This is a genomic window from Pelagerythrobacter rhizovicinus, from assembly GCF_004135625.1.
Classification (GTDB): Bacteria; Pseudomonadota; Alphaproteobacteria; order Sphingomonadales; family Sphingomonadaceae; genus Pelagerythrobacter; species Pelagerythrobacter rhizovicinus.
Map to the genome: position 1 here is coordinate 796560 of NZ_SDPV01000001.1, position 16308 is coordinate 812867.

The 16308-nt window shown below is 66.6% G+C and carries 23 protein-coding genes; 4 read left to right on the forward strand and 19 right to left on the reverse strand.

Annotated features, from left to right (window positions below):
• Positions 1-16 precede the first annotated feature (16 nt).
• Positions 17-1084 (forward strand): DUF2332 domain-containing protein, encoded by a 1068-nt coding sequence (locus tag ETX26_RS03855; RefSeq protein ID WP_225425494.1) that lies wholly within the window; start codon positions 17-19, stop codon positions 1082-1084.
• 3 nt (positions 1085-1087) lie between these two features.
• Here ETX26_RS03855 and ETX26_RS03860 read toward each other — a convergent pair whose 3' ends face one another.
• Genes ETX26_RS03860 through ETX26_RS03880 form a run of 5 tightly spaced genes read right to left on the reverse strand, consistent with a single transcriptional unit; the run spans position 1088 to position 4659 of the window.
• On the reverse strand, positions 1088-1984 hold the full coding sequence (locus ETX26_RS03860; protein ID WP_129523346.1) for an alpha/beta fold hydrolase: 897 nt from the start codon (positions 1982-1984) through the stop codon (positions 1088-1090).
• A gap of 2 nt (positions 1985-1986) precedes the next feature.
• On the reverse strand, positions 1987-2802 hold the full coding sequence (locus ETX26_RS03865; protein WP_129523347.1) for an SDR family NAD(P)-dependent oxidoreductase: 816 nt from the start codon (positions 2800-2802) through the stop codon (positions 1987-1989).
• A complete protein-coding gene (locus ETX26_RS03870; RefSeq protein WP_129523348.1) occupies positions 2799-3680 on the reverse strand; it encodes a pirin family protein in 882 nt (293 codons plus the stop codon). The genes ETX26_RS03865 and ETX26_RS03870 overlap by 4 nt, the downstream gene beginning before the upstream one ends.
• The gene (locus tag ETX26_RS03875) at positions 3677-4384 is read right to left on the reverse strand and encodes a glutathione S-transferase (protein ID WP_129523349.1); all 708 of its coding nucleotides are present in this window, start codon (positions 4382-4384) and stop codon (positions 3677-3679) included. The genes ETX26_RS03870 and ETX26_RS03875 overlap by 4 nt, the downstream gene beginning before the upstream one ends.
• Positions 4384-4659: a BolA family protein gene (locus tag ETX26_RS03880; RefSeq protein WP_129523350.1), complete on the reverse strand. Its 276-nt coding sequence runs from the start codon at positions 4657-4659 to the stop codon at positions 4384-4386. The genes ETX26_RS03875 and ETX26_RS03880 overlap by 1 nt, the downstream gene beginning before the upstream one ends.
• A 53-nt stretch (positions 4660-4712) precedes the next feature.
• Here ETX26_RS03880 and ETX26_RS03885 point away from each other — a divergent pair, with 53 nt between their 5' ends.
• Positions 4713-5306, forward strand: coding sequence for a DnaJ domain-containing protein (locus ETX26_RS03885; protein ID WP_129524139.1), 594 nt, complete (start codon positions 4713-4715; stop codon positions 5304-5306).
• A 124-nt stretch (positions 5307-5430) separates the two neighbouring features.
• Here ETX26_RS03885 and ETX26_RS03890 read toward each other — a convergent pair whose 3' ends face one another.
• The 13 genes from ETX26_RS03890 to ETX26_RS03950 are packed head-to-tail and all read right to left on the reverse strand — an operon-like array spanning position 5431 to position 13333.
• Positions 5431-5781 carry a GFA family protein gene (locus ETX26_RS03890; protein WP_129523351.1) on the reverse strand — a complete coding sequence of 117 codons (351 nt, stop codon included), beginning with the start codon at positions 5779-5781 and terminating at the stop codon, positions 5431-5433.
• Positions 5778-6416 carry a glutathione S-transferase family protein gene (locus tag ETX26_RS03895; RefSeq protein WP_129523352.1) on the reverse strand — a complete coding sequence of 213 codons (639 nt, stop codon included), beginning with the start codon at positions 6414-6416 and terminating at the stop codon, positions 5778-5780. Before ETX26_RS03895 ends, ETX26_RS03890 begins: the two co-directional genes overlap by 4 nt.
• 53 nt (positions 6417-6469) lie before the next feature.
• On the reverse strand, positions 6470-6919 hold the full coding sequence (locus ETX26_RS03900) for an SRPBCC family protein (protein WP_129523353.1): 450 nt from the start codon (positions 6917-6919) through the stop codon (positions 6470-6472).
• Between the two features lie 24 nt (positions 6920-6943).
• Positions 6944-7690 (reverse strand): DUF899 family protein, encoded by a 747-nt coding sequence (locus tag ETX26_RS03905; RefSeq protein ID WP_165271685.1) that lies wholly within the window; start codon positions 7688-7690, stop codon positions 6944-6946.
• A 24-nt stretch (positions 7691-7714) separates the two neighbouring features.
• Positions 7715-8368, reverse strand: coding sequence for a glutathione S-transferase family protein (locus ETX26_RS03910; RefSeq protein WP_129523354.1), 654 nt, complete (start codon positions 8366-8368; stop codon positions 7715-7717).
• A complete protein-coding gene (locus ETX26_RS03915; RefSeq protein ID WP_129523355.1) occupies positions 8365-9012 on the reverse strand; it encodes a glutathione S-transferase family protein in 648 nt (215 codons plus the stop codon). The genes ETX26_RS03910 and ETX26_RS03915 overlap by 4 nt, the downstream gene beginning before the upstream one ends.
• A gap of 28 nt (positions 9013-9040) precedes the next feature.
• Positions 9041-9517 carry a VOC family protein gene (locus ETX26_RS03920; protein WP_129523356.1) on the reverse strand — a complete coding sequence of 159 codons (477 nt, stop codon included), beginning with the start codon at positions 9515-9517 and terminating at the stop codon, positions 9041-9043.
• Positions 9518-9528: 11 nt separating this feature from the next.
• The gene (locus ETX26_RS03925) at positions 9529-10332 is read right to left on the reverse strand and encodes a VOC family protein (RefSeq protein ID WP_129523357.1); all 804 of its coding nucleotides are present in this window, start codon (positions 10330-10332) and stop codon (positions 9529-9531) included.
• Positions 10333-10335: 3 nt separating this feature from the next.
• Positions 10336-10980, reverse strand: coding sequence for a glutathione S-transferase family protein (locus ETX26_RS03930; protein ID WP_129523358.1), 645 nt, complete (start codon positions 10978-10980; stop codon positions 10336-10338).
• A gap of 19 nt (positions 10981-10999) precedes the next feature.
• Positions 11000-11716, reverse strand: a complete 717-nt coding sequence (locus tag ETX26_RS14575; protein WP_129523359.1) for a DUF1428 domain-containing protein — start codon at positions 11714-11716, stop codon at positions 11000-11002.
• 16 nt (positions 11717-11732) lie between these two features.
• The gene (locus ETX26_RS03940; protein ID WP_129523360.1) at positions 11733-12422 is read right to left on the reverse strand and encodes a glutathione S-transferase family protein; all 690 of its coding nucleotides are present in this window, start codon (positions 12420-12422) and stop codon (positions 11733-11735) included.
• 2 nt (positions 12423-12424) lie between these two features.
• Positions 12425-12862, reverse strand: coding sequence for a DoxX family protein (locus tag ETX26_RS03945; protein ID WP_129523361.1), 438 nt, complete (start codon positions 12860-12862; stop codon positions 12425-12427).
• A 33-nt stretch (positions 12863-12895) separates the two neighbouring features.
• A complete protein-coding gene (locus ETX26_RS03950) occupies positions 12896-13333 on the reverse strand; it encodes a VOC family protein (RefSeq protein ID WP_129523362.1) in 438 nt (145 codons plus the stop codon).
• Positions 13334-13424: 91 nt separating this feature from the next.
• Between ETX26_RS03950 and ETX26_RS03955 the strand changes: the two genes are divergently transcribed.
• The gene (locus ETX26_RS03955) at positions 13425-14120 is read left to right on the forward strand and encodes a winged helix-turn-helix transcriptional regulator (protein WP_129523363.1); all 696 of its coding nucleotides are present in this window, start codon (positions 13425-13427) and stop codon (positions 14118-14120) included.
• A gap of 251 nt (positions 14121-14371) precedes the next feature.
• Here the strand turns inward: ETX26_RS03955 and ETX26_RS03960 are convergent, their stop codons facing one another.
• Positions 14372-15211 carry an oxygenase MpaB family protein gene (locus tag ETX26_RS03960; protein ID WP_129523364.1) on the reverse strand — a complete coding sequence of 280 codons (840 nt, stop codon included), beginning with the start codon at positions 15209-15211 and terminating at the stop codon, positions 14372-14374.
• Positions 15212-15303: 92 nt separating this feature from the next.
• Here ETX26_RS03960 and cobS point away from each other — a divergent pair, with 92 nt between their 5' ends.
• Positions 15304-16296 (forward strand): cobaltochelatase subunit CobS, encoded by a 993-nt coding sequence (cobS, locus tag ETX26_RS03965; RefSeq protein WP_129523365.1) that lies wholly within the window; start codon positions 15304-15306, stop codon positions 16294-16296.
• The last annotated feature ends 12 nt before the right edge of the window (positions 16297-16308 follow it).

The following is a 16308-nucleotide window of genomic DNA, read 5'->3' on the forward strand; positions in this document are numbered from 1 at the left end:
GGAAAGGGCAATGGAGATGGCGGAGAGCCCCCATGCGATCATGCACACGCGGTCGGTCCCGGACGGGATCGAGTGGCAGGCGCAGCACGCGGAGAACAACGGAGCGCCGGGCACGGCGCGCGTGATCCGCGGCCTGCTGCCGGTGCTCAAGACCGAAGCGGCGGTCGGCCGGCGCATGGCCAACTGGCAGGGTCTGCTGCTGGAGGACGCCATGCCGCTGCGGATCGCGGGCGGGCTCCACTACCTGCTCCTCAGCGGAACCGACAAGCGGCTGGAGCCGGTCTACGCCGGGCTGACCACAGATCAGGGCGCGGTGGACGAACTGGTGGTCGGCCTGGTCGAGACGTTCGACCATCTCCTGCTGCCGTGGCTCGATCATCCGCCTCAGACGAACGAGGCGGGTCGTTCGGCGAGCATCATGGCAGGTCTGCTCTGGTTGTCGGAGCGGATCGGACCGCGCTTCGAGATGAACGAGATCGGCGCCAGCGCCGGGATCAACACGATGATGGAGCGGTTTCGCTTCGATCTCGGCGGCGTGGCCGTGGGACCGAGCGGCTCGCCGATGCACCTAGCGCCGGAGTGGCGCGGTTCTCCTCCGCCGGACAATCCGGTGAAGATCGAGGGCATCCGCGGCTGCGATGTGCGGCCGATGGACTTGCGCGATCCCGACACCGTGCTGCGGCTCAAGAGCTACATCTGGCCCGAAGCCCGCGAGCGCATGGGCCGGATCGACCGCGCCGCGCGGCTGGCCGCCGAACGCGCACCCGAACTCGACCGCATGGGCGCGGCGGAGTGGGTCGGGGAAGTGCTGTCCGAACCGCAGGTACAGGGCGTCGCTCGCACGGTGTTCCACTCGATCGTCTGGCAATACATTCCGGAACCCTCGCGGGAGAGGATTACGGCGGCGATGGAGCGCGTGGGCGAGACAGCTACGGCGGACGAGCCGCTCGCGTGGATCATGCTGGAGACCAACCGCGAGACCTTCGCCCACGAGTTGCGCGTGCGCTACTGGCCGGGGCCGCAGGACTGGACTTTGCTCGCCACCGCCCACCCGCACGGCGCGTGGGTCGAGTGGCAGGGGTGACGGCTAACCGGTCCGGTCCAGAAACGCGTCCATCGCAGCGTTGACCTCGCCCGGCGCTTCCCAAGGGACGAAGTGGCCGCAGTCCGGCACCTCCGCGATCGTCAGGTCCTCGATCAACTCGTCCATTCCCTCGAGGTTCTCGGGCGGAAGGGCGAGATCGTCCATCGCCCAGATCACCAGTGTCGGGATGGTGAGCTTGGGAAGGGGCGGGGGCGTCCAGCCTTCGGGCAGGGCATAAGGCGCGTCGAGCGGAGGTACGTCGATCGGGCTCGCGCGGTACCAGTTGAGCATGCCGAACGCCGCGTCCCGATCCTGCCAGTCCTTCAGCAGCGCCTCGCGCTCCTCGGCCTCCATCTCGCTCGGGCGATCCCACTTGATCTCCTGCATCAGGATCGCGGCGAGGCCATGCTCGCGCACCAGCGCGTCGTTCGCCGGATCGCGGAAGCCGCGCATGTACTGGCTCGACTTGCGCTGGTGCTCGTTGGTGTAAAGCAGCTTCTGGAAGATCGCCGGATGCGGCGCGTTGGCGACCACTGCGCGCGTCACGCGGCCGTTCGCCTGCCCGGCGAGCGCCGTGCCCCAGGCGATCGCGCCGCCCCAGTCGTGACCGACCACGGTGAAGGTCTCCACCCCCAGCGCCTCGGCCAGCAGGAACACGTCGCCGATCAGCTTGTCGGGCGTATAGGCCTCGACCTCCTGCGGCTTCGACGATCCGCGATAGCCGCGCTGATCGGGGGCGATGCAGCGATAGCGGTCGGCGAAATGCGCGATCTGGTGCCGCCAGGTGCGGTGGCTTTCGGGAAAGCCGTGGAGGAAGACCAGCGCCGGTGCGTCGCGCGGCCCGGCGTCGACCACGTCGAGCTCGATGCCATTGGCAAGCGTTACGCGCTTCTGTTCCATCCTCACCCCTCCGCTTCCATCTTCTCGATATATCCGGCGGCAACCATCGCCGCGACCTGATCGAACAACTGATCGGGCGTCTGGCGCGCCTTGCCCATCGCCTCTTCCATACCGCGCGCGACGATGATCTCGCGCTGATTGAGGGCGATGGCATCGACCATGGTCTTCGCCGCCTCGTCGGCGGGAATGCCTTCGTCGATGGCCTTGTCGCTCTTGCCCCGCTTCGATCCGTCCGCGGTAAGCGCGTTGCGGCTCACGTCGGTCGCGACCGAGCCGGGGCAGACGACGTGCACCTCCACGCCGTCCCGCGAGAGCTCCCCGCGCAGCGAATCCGCATAGCCGATGAGCCCGAACTTGGCCGCGCAATATGCGGTGCGCATCGGCACCCCGACTTTGCCTGCGATCGACGAAATGAACACGAGACGTCCGCTGCCACGGTCCGCCATGTGGCCGATCAGTCCCTGGGCGAACGCAATCTGCTGGGTGAGGTCGATTTCGATGATGTCGTGATAGACCTGCATATCGGTCTTGAGCGCGGTGCTGCGCTGCGAGACGCCGGCGTTGGCGACCGCGACGTCGACGCCGCCCCGCCAGGCGATCGCTTGCTGCGTCGCCTCGGCGAGTGCCGCATCATCACGAATGTCGAAAGGGAGGGTGAGCGTCTCCGTGCCGAGTTCGCCGGCAACCGCGGCCAGGCGCGCCTCGTCGCGGCCCGAGAGCACGACCTTGGCGCCGCGTCCCGCGAACTCGCGCGCCAGTGCCGCGCCGATGCCGGAGGATGCGCCGGTGATCCAGACGACTTTACTTTCGAAACTCATGGGTAGCTCACCGTCTTCGGCTGTTCGGGGATCGGGATGAATTCCTTGTCGTCGCCCGGCACCTTGGGAAACTCGCCGCGCGTCCATGCATCGCGCGCCGCGCGGATCCGCTCGCGGTCGGAGCTGACGAAGTTCCACCAGACGTGGCGCTTGGTCGCGAAAGCCTCCCCGCCAAGCAGCATGACCCGCCCGCCGTGCTCGCTCGAGAGCGTCAACTGCGCGCCGGGTGCGAGAACGGTCAGCTCGTAGAGCACCAGCGGCCGGCCATCGACGCTCGCTTCGCCGCCGACCAGCATGACCGCGCGCTCGTCCGCCTCCGCCTCGATCGGCAGCGCGCCCGAGGCGGCAAGCACGACGTCGGCGTAGATCGTGCCTGCATGGGTGGTCGTCTGCGCGCGCTTCCCCCACAGCTCGCCCATGATCACGATCGCCTTGGCGCACTGGTCCTCCACCACCGGCAGGTCGATCTGCGCTTCGAAGGCGGGAGCGATCTCCTCCTGTCCGTCGGGCAGCGCGAGCCAGGTCTGCATCCCGTAGAGCCGGGCGCCACGCTCGCGCTCTTCCTGCGGGCTGCGTTCCGAATGGACGATACCGCGGCCGGCGGTCATCAGGTTGACCTGCCCCGGGCGGATAGTCGCGAAGGTGCTGAGGCTGTCGCGGTGGTCGATCGCCCCCTCGAACAGCCAGGTCACGGTGGCGAGATTGATGTGCGGGTGCGGCCGCACGTCCATGCCGCCGCCGATGTCGAGCTGCGCCGGCCCGAACTGGTCGACGAAGATGAAGGGCCCGACCATCGTCCGCTCGCGCGAGGGGATCGCGCGGCGCACTTCGAACTGGCCAAGGTCGTGGGTGACCGGAGTGATTGTCTGTTCGATCATGATCCGTCGAGCTCCGGATAGCGGCGGAATATGCCGTCTTCGTTGAACGCAATGCAGCGGTCGGACGCACGGTAGGCGGCGACACCCTCCAGCGCGGCGACCGCTTCGTGGCACGCGAGCAGGCGAGGGTAGTCGTTCTCAATCGCCGCCATCCGCTGCGGGAACATGTAGCGCAGTCCCTCGACGAGCTGAAACAGCGAGGTATCGGCGTGGCTCCACTTGCGGCCGAGCACGAAGGGCCCGTCGTTGGCGCCGAGTGCGTCCTCGAAGTAGCCGAGGAACTTCGGCATGCGTTCGCTGCGGAAATGCGCCGCGGCCTGCCGCGCGGCGTCTCTCTGGTCCTCGTAGTAGAGCGCGGTCGCGATCGGATGGTGTACGGCGTGCACCTCCGCCACCATGTCGCTGACGGTGAGCTGGAGCGTGATCAGTTCGAGATCGCGTTCGAGCTCCCCGGCGCCGAAGCCGTGCCGGTCCGCCAGCCAGGCGAGAATGTGCGCGACTTGCGCGATGGCGAAGTCGCCGTCGACGAGATAGGGTGGGGCGAAGGGCCGGATGCCGCTGCGCGCCTCCAGGTCCCGCACCAGCGCCTCGGCGCCCTGTTCGCGGGCCATGTCGCGATAGGGGACGCCCGCCGCTTCCAGCGCCAGCCGCACGAATTCTCCACGCCCCGGTATGCTTGGCCAGTACCAGAGCGCGTAGGCCATCAGCTCTCTCCGGGGGCCGAGGCGCGGATCGCCAGGGCGTGAACGCGTTGCCCGGGAATGTCGCCCAACGCCGCATTGACCATGCGCTGGCGTTCCAACCGGTTCCTGTCCGCAAAGGCGGCGCTTTCGATCACGACGGTGAAGTGCGATTCGCCACTTCCGTCGTCGCCGGCGTGGCCGTGGTGCCTGGCGCTATCGTTGATCACTTCGAGCCGCGACGGCGCGAACGCGGAGGTCAGCAGCGATTCGATTTCGGATTGCAACGTTCCAGCCATGGCTCATGGTTTGGGGGTTCCCATCCGGCTTGTCCATGCCCATCCTAATGGGCGTGAAGCAGACGAAGTTCCATGGGCGGTACGAAGGCACGGGGCGCAGGTGCGAGACCCCGGGGTGCAACGAAGCCGGCGAGTTCCGCGCACCCGGCGCGCAAGGCAACTCGTTTGACGGGCCGGGCGCCTGGCGCTGGTTCTGCCTCGATCACGTGCGGGAATTCAATTCGGGTTACGACTGGTTCGAAGGCATGAGCGCGGAGGAGATCCTGGCCGCACAGGCCCCCGCCGCGGGGTGGCGGACCGAGAGCCATGCGTTCCGCCCGACCGCCGGGGTTGACGGAATGCCGCGCTGGTCCGACTTCGATGATCCGCTCGACGCCATCGCCGCGCGCGCGGGCGGGATCAGGAGCCGTGCGCAGCGCGAAGCGGAAATGGCGATGGACGGCCGCTTCAGCCGCGAGGAAGCGCAGGCGCTCGAGACGATGGGCCTCGGCCTCGACACCGACCTCCGCCGGCTGCGGCGGCGCTATTCCGAGCTGGTCCGCCGCTACCACCCCGACCGCAACGGCGGCGACCGACGCCACGAGGGGCGTCTGACCCGCGTGGTCGAGGCCTACCAGTTGCTCAGGAAGAGTGCGGCGATAGCGTAGTGTGCCGGCTTCGCGGAGGGCCTTGCTCGCCCGGCTTGTCATCTTCCACCCGCGCGAGGATGGATGCGGGGGCGTGAGCGGCCCGCTTGCCCGTTCGACCCGCGAAGCCGGGTCGCTTAATCCCTCAGAACGATGCCCCGTCCACCCGGTTGATCTCCAGCGCATCGATATCGCACTCCGGCACGCAGCGCAGGTTCACCGCGACCATCTCGCGCCCGTCCGGCCCGGTGCCGAGCGCAAAGGGTGTGCAGCCGCAGTCGGTGCAGAAGTGATGATGGATCGTCTGCCGATTGAAGGTGTAGTCGCCCAGCTTGTCTGCCGGTGCGTCGATCACCGCCTCGGAAGCGGGCACGAAGTGGAGGATGGTGCCCTTGCGCCTGCACATCGAGCAGTTGCAGGTCATGCCGCTGGCCGGGAGGTCGCCATCGACCGTCGCGCTGATCGTGCCGCAATGGCAACTGGTGGTGTAGCTCACGCCTGGTTCTCCCGAGCCTGGATCTCGGCGATCAGCTTGCCGTCGATCGCCTTTCCGGCCTGATAGGCTGCGCGAGCGCTGCAACGCCCGGCATAGGCCCTGAAAGCGTCGCGCTCGGAGATGGAGCCGAACTGAAGGCCCCAGTCGACCGCGCTGCCGACATAGACGTCCGCCATGGTGAACCGGTCGCCGCAGACGAAATGGCGCTCTGCGAACCAGGCATCCAGCGTATCGATCGTGCGCTCATAATTGCCGAAGCCCGCGGTGCTCTCGCGGTCCTGTGGTACGTTCCAGCCCATGACTTTCGTCAGCACCGCCTGCTCGAGCGGACCGGCCGCGAATATCAGCCAGCGGAAGTAGTCGGCCTTCTCGTGCTCGCGTGGGAGCAAGTCGGGCGCGTTCATCTCCGCGAGGTAATGGCAGATCGCCGCCGCCTCGGTCACGACGTGATCGTGCTCGCCGTGGTGGTGAACGATCGTCGGCACCTTGCCCATCGGATTGGCCTCGAGAAAACGCGCGGGCTTGTCCTCCCAGTCGACGAGGACCTGCTCGTACTGCGCGTTCGCCTCGTGCAAGGCCCATCGGACGATCTGTCCGCGGCTCATGGGATGGGTGTAGAACGTGTATTCGGCCACGGGATTCTCCTGCGATTCGATGGAGGAGAACATATCAAGAACATTGATCTTTGTCAACCTGCCTCGCAGAGCGCCTTCAACTGGTCGGCGCAGGCGCCCCAACCGGGTTCGAAGCCCATCTCCTCGTGCTGCTTGCGCGCTTCGTCGGTCCAGTGGCGTGCGCGGGCGGTGTAGCGGGTGCCGTCGCCCTCGAGTGCGATTTCCCAGATCCCGATCATGAAGGGCCCCTCGGGCTCGAAGTCGCCCACGACGGCATCGGTGGTGATGAAACGGCGCCCCTCGTCATAGGCGAGATAGATCCCATTCTGCGGCATCTTCTCGCCGTCCGGTCCGTGGAAGGTCATCTCGCAGCGGCCGCCGGGGCGGCGCTCGACGTAGTCGATCTCGGCGCGCCACGGGGTGGGGCACCACCACTCCTCCTGCCGGTTGACCATGACGTCCCACACCTTCTCGGGTGGGGCGTCGATATACCGGCTGATGGACAGTTCCCTGGTATCGCTCATCGGATCATCCTCTCTGATCGGAATTCAACTGGCAGCCTGGCCGTAGGTGACCTTCGGGAAGAACGTGTCGCCCCGGCCCTCGGGCGTGGTGTCGAGCAGGCCCCAGACCGCGTCGGCGAAGTCGAGCCCACGGTGATGCTGCCCGGCGTCCTCGGGCGCGAACACCAGCTCGCTGCCCCAGAAATGGCGGATCGTGTCACCATCCTTGTGGAAGACGTTGAGCATCGGCTCGTCCCAGTTCTCGTCTTCGCCGTAGCCGCGCTGCGCCCGCATTGCCGGGGTAAGTGCCGCGGTGTTGCCGTAGTAGTGAGCGCTGTAGTCGTTGCCGGCGGTGGAGAGCAGCTCGAGATGATTCCAGCCGCGCGCGTGCGCCCACGCGGCAAGTCGGGCGACCGGCGACCTCGCCACGACATAGAGCGGCGCGCGTTGCGGCACGTGCCGGGCGGCGCCCTCGATGCAGTCGAGCAGATGGGTACATCCCGGGCAGGGGACGTCGCGCTCCGGCCCGAACATGTAGCTGTAGATCAGGATGGTGGGAAAATCGCCGAACAGCTCGGACATGCGGACCTGCTCCGGCCGGAAATTCGCACCGATCCGCTCGAACACGAAATCCTCGGGCACCTCGCCGCCGGGCGGGAGCGCACGGCGCATCGCGGCCACCGCTTCGGTCTGACGGCGGAGCGCGATCTCGGCATCGAGCAGCGCGTTGCGCGCCGTGCGGTAGGCGGAGCTTTCGTTGGGAAAGCTCATCCGGGCAAAGTCATCGCTCATGGCCATCTCCTCTCGTGCGAACCCCTAGTCCCGATCGGGCGCGCCAGGCGGGAACAGTGGGCGGTAGGGCCGGGCGTCGTCGACGCAGCGCGCGACTGGCGGCAGGGCGAGCAGTTCGGCGCGCAGCGCGGCCAGGCGCGGGCAGTCTTCGGGAATGCGCTCGATCCAGTCAGCGTAGAACAGCGAGGGCGCGGCGGCGCAGGTCACCAGCGAAACGTGCGGCGGGAGCGTGTTCGCCTCCAGCCACCTCTCGATCCAGCGATAGGCGCGCAGCAAGCCTTCCTTGCCCGCCGTGACTTCCGCGGGATCGGGGCCGTTCTTGCCGACGATGTAAGCCATCACGACCCGCATGACGCCGCCCATCACGTAGTTGTCGAACACCCGGTCGAGCATACGCGTGACCGACGCTTGCGCGGGATCCTCGGGGATCAGCGGGGCCGGGCCGGGGTGACGGAGCGCGAGATGCTCGACGACCGAGGTCGCCTCGATCACCGTAATGTCGCCGTCGACCAGTACAGGGAACTTGCCCGCAGGATGCGCTGCCTGCACAAACTCGGCATTCTGCGGATGCTCTTCCCCGACCTCGCGGAATTCGAACGCCGTCCCGTTCGCATAGAGCGGGATCAGCGCCTTCCAGGTGTAGGATGAGAACGGATGGCCGTAGAGCGCGAGCGTCATGACGAAAGCTCCTCGAACACGGCCAGTTGCGCCTCGAACGCGCGCTGGTAGGCGGGCCGCGCCAGCCCGCGCGCCACGTAGTCGCTGAGCGTTGGGTAGTCTTCCAAGATGTTCGTTCCTTCCAGCCTGCGCAGCACCATGATCATCATCAGGTCGCCTGCGCTGAATCCTCCGTCGAGCCACTCGGCATCCGCGAGCCGGCCTGCGAGTTGGTTCAATCTGATGCGGACCCGGTCGTCCAGGAGCGGCAGGCGCGCCGCGTACCAGCTCCTGTCTGCTTCGGTGTACTTTACCTGTTCCCGCTCGACGACTGGCGGCTCCACCGTGTTCAGCGCGGCGAAGAGCCAGCCGATCGCGCGCGCGCGCGCGTCGGGATCGTCGGGCAGCAGGCCCGGGCGCCGCATCGCGATGTGGAGCACGATTGCGCCCGATTCGAACAGCACGAGGTTGCCTTCCTCGTACGTTGGGATCTGTCCGAAGGGATGAAGTGCCAGGTGCTCCGGGCGCTTCATCTCGTCGAACGAAACCAGCCCTACGTCGTAGGGCTGATCCGCTTCCTCGAGCGCCCAGCGCACGCGCATGTCGCGCGCGAGCCCCTGGCCCTTGTCGGGCGACTGGGCGAAGGCGGTAATGATAGGGCGCATCAGTCGCTCCAGTCCATCGGATGGCGGCTCAGCCGCCGCGCCGTGCGGCTTCGATCCTGGCGACGTCGATCTTCTGCATCGTCATCATAGCCTCGAAAGCGCGCTGCGCTTCGTCGCCGCCCGCAGCCATGGCCTCGGTCAGAACGCGCGGGGTGATCTGCCAGTTGAGGCCCCACTTGTCCTTGCACCAGCCGCAGGCCGATTCCGCTCCACCATTGCCGACGATCGCATCCCAGTAGCGGTCGGTCTCCTCCTGATCGTCGGTCGCGATCTGGAACGAGAACGCCTCGGTTTGCGGGAAGGTGGGACCACCGTTGATACCTATGCACGGAATGCCGCACACCGTGAACTCGACGGTGAGCACGTCCCCCTCTTTTCCGCCGGGGAAGTCCGACGGCGCCTTGCGCACCGCGGTCACCTCGCTGTCGGGGAAAGTCTCGGAATAAAACCTGGCGGCTTCTTCCGCATCGCGGTCGAACCACAGGCAGATCGTGTTCTTGTTCATTCTCGCTCTCCTCAAATTTTGCGTGGGCCGACGAAGCCGATCGCCGCGCCCTGCGGGTCCAGGCAATGGAACGCGAATTCGCCGCCGGGAATTTCCATGATCTCGTCGAGGAGCTTCCCCCCGCCGTCAGCGACAGCCTTGGCCGCGCGGTCAATGTCGTCGACCCCGACGTAGTACGTCCAGACCGACTGTGGCACGTCGGGCATCTTCGGCATCATTGCACCGATCATCCCGTCGCCCTGATGGATGAACAGGTAATCGCCCATTTCACCCATCGGCATCTTGTCCTTCTGCTCCCATCCGAACAATTCGGTGTAGAGCGCGACGGCGGCATCGGTGTCGGTCGTCTGCAGCTCGTTCCAGCGCACGTGCTGCGGTTTCTCGTAGTCGAACACGTCGCTTTGCGCGTCGGGCCGATCGGCAGGCGGGGTCGGCGTCATCACGTAGATCGGCGCGCCCTGCGGGTCGGCGACCATGGCCATGCGGCCCACGCCTTCGAGATCGTGCGGGCCGGTGAAGACCGTTCCGCCGGCCTCGACGATCCGCGCGACCGCGGCGTCGACATCGGGAACGTGAACATAGCCGAACCAGCCGGGGCGAGCCCCGCTTTCGCACATCGCGTCGGTCAGGGCGAGCACGCCGCCGGCGTCCCCGCCGTCGCTGCGCTTGATCATGCGATAGTCCGGTCCGCCCGCGGGCATCGAGCTTTCCGCTTCGATGTCCCAGCCGACCACCTCGCGGTAGAACGCCCGCGCGCCCGCGGGATCGGGGGTCATCAGTTCGTACCAGATGAAGCTGCCTTTATCCTCGGCCATTTGTCAGTCTCCCTTCCTTGTCTCGTCCGCCGCCGCGAAATGCGCGAGCTGGTCCGCGCGCGCCTTCGCGAAGGCAGGGCGGGCGGTGACGCGTGCGACATAGGCCTCGGTCGCCGGCCGCTCGCCGTGCGCGCGCACCTTGGCGACGCGCAGTACGTCCGCCATGATCAGGTCGGCGGCGGTGAAGCGGCCGGCGGCAAGCCACTCACGCTCCGCCAGAACGTTTTCGAGTTGGTTCAGGCGATTGTCGAGCCAGCCGGTCAGGCCATTGTCCGCGCCGCCCACTATGCTCAGGAACCACCACGGCACCGAGACCATCTCGATCGAGTTGAGCGCGCTCACCACCCACTGCAGCACTTGCGCTTCGCCGACCGCGTCGCGCGGCATCAAGGCCTCGCTCTTCCGCGCCAGATGGATCAGGCACGCCCCGCTTTCGAACAGCGCGATCTCGCCATCCTCAAGCATCGGCACCTGGCCGAACGGCTGGCGGTCGAGGTGATTGGTCTCGCGATCGTCGAAGGCGACCGTGCGGACGGCATAGGGCAGGCCCGCCTCCTCGCACGCCCAGCGGAGCCGGAGGTCGCGCACGAAACCGCGCGGACCCTCCGGCACCCAGTCGTAGGTCCAGATCGTGATGGTCTCGGGCATCGGTACCGTCGTCCTTCGATCAAACGTCGACGATCGGGCGGAAGCCGCCCCAGAACATGCGCTGGCCGTCGAACGGCATTTCGCCCTGGGGCTGCATGTCCGGATCGGACATGATCGCTTCCCATGCCTTGTCGCGCGTCGGCTTGTCGGGCCATTCGACGTAGGAGAAGATTACCCCTTCGCCGTCCTCGGCCTTCACAGCGCGGCGATAGTCGGTCACTTTGCCGTCGGGGATATCGTCGCCCCAGGCCTCGACCACACGGACCGCGCCGCGCTCGATGAACTTGCCGGCGACGCTCTGGGCCAGTTCGCGATAGGCGTCTTTCTTGTCCACGGGGACCGGCACCAGATAGCCGTCGGTATAGCCCGGCTTACCTTCGCCGCGCTCGTCGACGATCGCGTCGAACCCGCCGAAGATCATGCGCTTGCCGTCGAAGGGCATGGTCTCGCCCATCTTCTCCATCCGCTCGTCGCTCATGATCTTCTCGTTGGCGGCATCGCGGGTCGCCTTGTCGGGATATTCGAACCACGAGAACACGACCGTCTCGTCGTCCTTCGCCTGCACGGCGCCGTAGAAGTCGGTCACCTTGCCGTTGGGCACGTCGTCGCCCCAGGTTTCGACCATGCGGGCGGCGCCGAACTCGCGGAACAGCGGCGCCGCATCTTCGGCGTGCTTGCGATAGGCATCCTTGTTCGCGGTCGGAACCGCAGCGACAAATCCTTCCAGGTACGTCATCGTCTCTCTCCTTGGATTATGCGTCGCCCCATCCGGCGGGCGGCTTGCCGGTAAATCCCTGATGGTGCGCTTCCAGCGCGCGCTGAAAGGCGGGGCGAGCCTCGCCGCGCTCGCGGTAGGCGGCGAGGCTCGGATAGCGATCGAACATGTCGGCGAGTTCGCCGCCGACCATCTGCAGCACTGCGATCATCATCAGGTCGCCCGCGCTGAACGTGCCTTCGAGCCACTCGGTGTCCCCGAGCCGGCTGGAAAGCTCGCCCAGGCGCTCGTCGACCCGTTCGCGGATCGCGGGCTTGCGCGGCTCGGACCATGGCTGATCCGCTTCGAAGATCGTGGCAACGGCCCAATCGCTCAGGTGTGGCTCGATGGTGTTGAGCGCGGCGAAGACCCACTCGGCGGCGCGGGCCCGGGCATGCGGTCCTTCCGGCAGCAGGCCCGGTGCGCGGTCCGCGATATGGAGCACGATCGCGCCCGACTCGAACAGCGTCAGGTCGTCTTCTTCGAACGTCGGAACCTGGCCGAACGGCTGGCGGGCGCGATGCGCGGGCATCTTCTGCGTGCCTTGCGGGAGATATTCGACCCGGTAATTGAGCCCGGCTTCCTCCAGCGCCCAGCGCACCCGCAGGTCGCGGACGAGGCCGCGCGCGAAATCGGGCACCCAGTCGTAGGCCGTGATCGTGATTGGAGCATTGGGATCGACGGCCATGATCAGTTCTCCCCGCGGTTGAATGGGAAGACGGAGCGGAGCGCCGGATTCCTCAGCCACAGCCCGCCCCAGACCATTAGGCCGAGGTAGACTCCGAACAGCGTATGCGTCGGCAGGGGGCTGTCGATCCGCAGGTGGGTGGCGATCGCCCCGCCGAGATAGCCGGTGATCAGAACGGCACCGAGCACCGCGGTGCGCGGCCAGATGTAGAGCAGGGTCGGGATCAAAAGGAGGATCGCGAGCGTGTACATCGTGCCCACTTCCGGCGGCCAGCCGAGATCGGGCGGGCTGTACTTGATCGCGAACTCGGGGGCGGCCAATTTGAAACCGGCGTCGAACAGCAGGAAGGCGATCACCAGTCCGCTGAGAACCCGCCCGACCCAGACCCCGGCCGGGGTCGAGGATCCGGCGGGAAGGGCGTTGTCGGCAACAGTAGCCATCGGTTTGCTCCTCTCTTCAGAAGGACACGCGGATCAGCTCGCGGGCTGCTCGGCCGGATGGTCGCCTTCGGGCAGGGCGCTCATGTCCATGAACGCGTTCTCCCAGATGTGTCCGTCGGGATCCTCGAAACTGCGGCCGTACATGAAGCCGAGGTCCTGCTTGGGCGTCGGGTCCGCCTTGCCGCCGGCGGCGACAGCCTTGCGGACGATCTCCTCGACCGCGTCCTGGCTGTCCTGGCTCAGTGCGAGCATCACTTGCGCGCTTTCGTGCGCATCGGGAATCGTCTTGCTGGTGAAGGTCTTCCAGAAGTCGTGCTTCAGCAGCATGACATAGATCGCGTCCGACCAGACCATGCTGACGGCATTGTCGTCGCTGAACTGCGGATTGTTGGTGAAGCCCACGGCTTCGTAGAACGCCTTCGACCGGGCGAGGTCGGTGACGGGCAGGTTCACAAAGAGCATCTTGGTCATGGCGGTTTCCTCTCGATTTCTCGCGTCGCCTTTTCGCTCTGGGCGAATCGGAACTTGCTTTTTCTGATCGACTCGGTTACAAAAAGCAACCATGAAGTTACAAAAAGAAACTGATGCTGCGAAATCCCCCCATGGCAAATGGTATGGCGACGCCTGCGGCACCGCGTTCGCCATGGAGCTCGTCGGGGAGCGGTGGTCGCTGCTGATCGTCAGGGAACTGATGCTCGGCGCGCGCCGCTTCTCCGACATCAGGGCCGCTTTGCCGGGGATCAGCGCCAAGGTGCTGACCGAACGGTTGGCCTCGCTCGAGGAAGCGGGCGTGCTCGTCCGCCGCCAATTGCCGTCGCCGGTGAAAGCGCAGGTCTACGAACTCACCGAATGGGGCTACGCCGCCGAGCCGCTGATCCAGGAGGCCGGACGCTGGGCCGCGCAATCGAGTGCGCACGACCCGACGCTACCGCTCTCGAACGTCTCGCTGATGCTGTCGATGCGCACGATGGTCGACAAGGCGCGGATCGGCGAGATCGAGGGCACGATCGGCTTTGCCATCGGCGAAGACGGCTTCGTCGCCGAACCGGGCGAGGGCGTGCTGCCGATCCGGCGCGGCGATCCCGACGAAGCCGACGCGATCTTCCGTGCGCCGATTGCCGCGGTGATCGCAGGTGGGCTCTACGCCGGCGTGGCGTGGGAGGAACTGGAGCGCGGGGTCGGCCTCTCGATCGAGGGCGACCGCGATCTGGCCCTGCGTTACGCCAGCATGTTCAGCCTGCCGCCCAAGCTGGCCTAGGCGATCTGGTCCACGTAGGCCCTCCCGAGCCCCTGCGAAGGCAGGGGCCTCAGGCCAAGCAGACCTCCCACGATCCCCAGCGAAGGCTGGGGTCTCCGCCCGCTGGCGCTTCGCCCGATAGCCTGAGACCCCAGCCTTCGCTGGGGATCATGCTGTCCGAATTTCAAACGCTGTGAGAGGTCGCACTATCGCGATGTTCCGGCGGAATAACCGAATAGCGTTACAATGTCAAGTGCAAAACGCCAAATAGGCTAATTCTGCCGAAAGGCCCAGCGCAGCGTCTTGCCGACGGCCCAGGTTGCCGCGCGGGCGGGAATCGCCTCGAGGCCCGGCCGGTCCAGCCCCAGCATCGAGCGCGCGAAGGGCGGCAGCAGCGCGATGGCCTCGGCTCTCAGCATGGTTTGCAGGGCCGGCGGCGCGCCCTCTGGCCGCTGGGTTAGCACGAGCTGCGCCACTTCGCGGGCTTCCGGCGATCCGCGCAGATCGGCGCGCAGCTCGCGGAAGATCGCCTCTGCCTCGCGCTGGTTCTCGGGTACGGGGTCCGCCCCGAGCGCACGGGCGATGACCGCGAACTGGCGGTAATACTCGTCGCGCGCGCCGTTGGACGTCTCCGGGCGCACGAGCCGCAGATAGGCGGCAAGGAAACTCGTCGCTTCCGCCACATGCACCCAGGCCAGCGTGCGCGGATCGCGGGCGGAGTACGGCGTCCCGTCGGGCAAGGTGCCGCTTACCTGCCCATGGATCCGGTTGACCCGTTCGATTGCCGCGCGGGCGTCGTTGCGATGGCCGAAGGTCGTCACGGCGATGAAGCGTGCGGTGCGCCGCAGCCGGCCGTGCATGTCCGCGCGAAAGTCCGAATGATCCAGCACGCCCTGCAGCGCGTGCGGGTGGAGCATCTGCAGCAACAGGCCGCGGATGCCGCCGACCATCATCGCCACGACATCGGCATGGACGAGGCGAATCGGTGTGTCCTTCGCGAACAGCGCTTCGTCCGAAGGCGGAACGGGCTGCTGGCCTTCCTCGTTGAAAGTCGCGCGCACCCGGCGAACCAGTTCCTGGCGAAGACGGTCGGTCGGGCGGGGCGGCGGCATGCGGTTCAATATACCGTTGGCCGGCCGGAATGAAATCTCGCTGTAAGCGCGCTTGCAGCCGCTCCCGCGCGCGTATAGGCACCGCGCCCGAGATGAACGACATGACCGACAAGAGCTTCGAAGCCTCGAGCAAGACCGCGATGGCCGCACCCGACACCGAAGTCGACGTGCGTGAAACCTTCGGCATCGACATCGACTGGAAGGTGCCCGCCTTCTCCAAGGCGGACGAACGCGTGCCCGATCTCGATTCGGCCTACGTGTTCGATCCCGACACGACGATGGCGATCCTCGCCGGCTTCGCGCACAACCGGCGCGTGATGGTGCAGGGCTATCACGGCACCGGCAAGTCGACTCACATCGAGCAGGTCGCGGCGCGCCTCAACTGGCCGTGCATCCGCATCAACCTCGACGCGCATATCAGCCGTATCGACCTCGTCGGGCGCGACGCGATCGTGCTGCGCGACGGCTTGCAGGTGACCGAATTCCGCGAAGGTCTGCTCCCCTGGGCGTTGCAGCATCCGGTGGCGCTGGTGTTCGACGAATACGACGCCGGCCGCCCGGATGTGATGTTCGTGATCCAGCGCGTGCTGGAACAGGCGGGCAAGCTCACCCTGCTCGACCAGAACCGCGTCATCCGCCCCGATCCGCATTTCCGCCTGTTCGCGACGGCGAACACGGTGGGCCTTGGCGACACCAGCGGGCTCTATCACGGCACACAGGCGATCAACCAGGGGCAGATGGACCGCTGGAACATCGTTGTCGCGCTGAACTACCTGCCGGCCGAGACCGAGCAGCAGATCGTGGCCGCGAAGAACCCGAACACCGATACCAAGACCATCGCCGACATGATCAAGGTCGCCGACCTGACCCGGCAAGGCTTCATTAATGGCGATATCTCCACGGTGATGAGTCCGCGCACGGTCATCACCTGGGCGGAGAACGCGGCCATTTTCAAGGACATCGGCTTTGCCTTCCGCCTCAGCTTCCTCAACAAGTGCGACGAGGCCGAGCGGATGCTGGTGGCCGAATACTATCAGCGCGTCTTCGGAGAGGATCTGCCGGAGAGCGTGGTCTCCGGCGCCTGACGGCTTGCGATG

Excerpts from the sequence above, each read along its gene's own strand:
- ETX26_RS03855 (WP_225425494.1), top strand. The coding sequence starts at position 17 with ATGGCGGAGAGCCCCCATGCGATCATGCACACGCGGTCGGTCCCGGAC.
- ETX26_RS03945 (WP_129523361.1), bottom strand. The coding sequence starts at position 12,862 with ATGGCTACTGTTGCCGACAACGCCCTTCCCGCCGGATCCTCGACCCCG.
- ETX26_RS03930 (WP_129523358.1), bottom strand. The coding sequence starts at position 10,980 with ATGCCCGAGACCATCACGATCTGGACCTACGACTGGGTGCCGGAGGGT.
- ETX26_RS14575 (WP_129523359.1), bottom strand. The coding sequence starts at position 11,716 with ATGACGTACCTGGAAGGATTTGTCGCTGCGGTTCCGACCGCGAACAAG.
- ETX26_RS03870 (WP_129523348.1), bottom strand. The coding sequence starts at position 3,680 with ATGATCGAACAGACAATCACTCCGGTCACCCACGACCTTGGCCAGTTC.
- ETX26_RS03950 (WP_129523362.1), bottom strand. The coding sequence starts at position 13,333 with ATGACCAAGATGCTCTTTGTGAACCTGCCCGTCACCGACCTCGCCCGG.
- ETX26_RS03880 (WP_129523350.1), bottom strand. The coding sequence starts at position 4,659 with ATGGCTGGAACGTTGCAATCCGAAATCGAATCGCTGCTGACCTCCGCG.
- ETX26_RS03905 (WP_165271685.1), bottom strand. The coding sequence starts at position 7,690 with ATGAGCGATGACTTTGCCCGGATGAGCTTTCCCAACGAAAGCTCCGCC.
- ETX26_RS03925 (WP_129523357.1), bottom strand. The coding sequence starts at position 10,332 with ATGGCCGAGGATAAAGGCAGCTTCATCTGGTACGAACTGATGACCCCC.
- ETX26_RS03940 (WP_129523360.1), bottom strand. The coding sequence starts at position 12,422 with ATGGCCGTCGATCCCAATGCTCCAATCACGATCACGGCCTACGACTGG.
- ETX26_RS03910 (WP_129523354.1), bottom strand. The coding sequence starts at position 8,368 with ATGACGCTCGCGCTCTACGGCCATCCGTTCTCATCCTACACCTGGAAG.
- ETX26_RS03960 (WP_129523364.1), bottom strand. The coding sequence starts at position 15,211 with ATGCCGCCGCCCCGCCCGACCGACCGTCTTCGCCAGGAACTGGTTCGC.
- ETX26_RS03915 (WP_129523355.1), bottom strand. The coding sequence starts at position 9,012 with ATGCGCCCTATCATTACCGCCTTCGCCCAGTCGCCCGACAAGGGCCAG.
- ETX26_RS03955 (WP_129523363.1), top strand. The coding sequence starts at position 13,425 with ATGAAGTTACAAAAAGAAACTGATGCTGCGAAATCCCCCCATGGCAAA.
- ETX26_RS03920 (WP_129523356.1), bottom strand. The coding sequence starts at position 9,517 with ATGAACAAGAACACGATCTGCCTGTGGTTCGACCGCGATGCGGAAGAA.
- ETX26_RS03875 (WP_129523349.1), bottom strand. The coding sequence starts at position 4,384 with ATGGCCTACGCGCTCTGGTACTGGCCAAGCATACCGGGGCGTGGAGAA.
- ETX26_RS03865 (WP_129523347.1), bottom strand. The coding sequence starts at position 2,802 with ATGAGTTTCGAAAGTAAAGTCGTCTGGATCACCGGCGCATCCTCCGGC.
- cobS (WP_129523365.1), top strand. The coding sequence starts at position 15,304 with ATGAACGACATGACCGACAAGAGCTTCGAAGCCTCGAGCAAGACCGCG.
- ETX26_RS03900 (WP_129523353.1), bottom strand. The coding sequence starts at position 6,919 with ATGAGCGATACCAGGGAACTGTCCATCAGCCGGTATATCGACGCCCCA.
- ETX26_RS03860 (WP_129523346.1), bottom strand. The coding sequence starts at position 1,984 with ATGGAACAGAAGCGCGTAACGCTTGCCAATGGCATCGAGCTCGACGTG.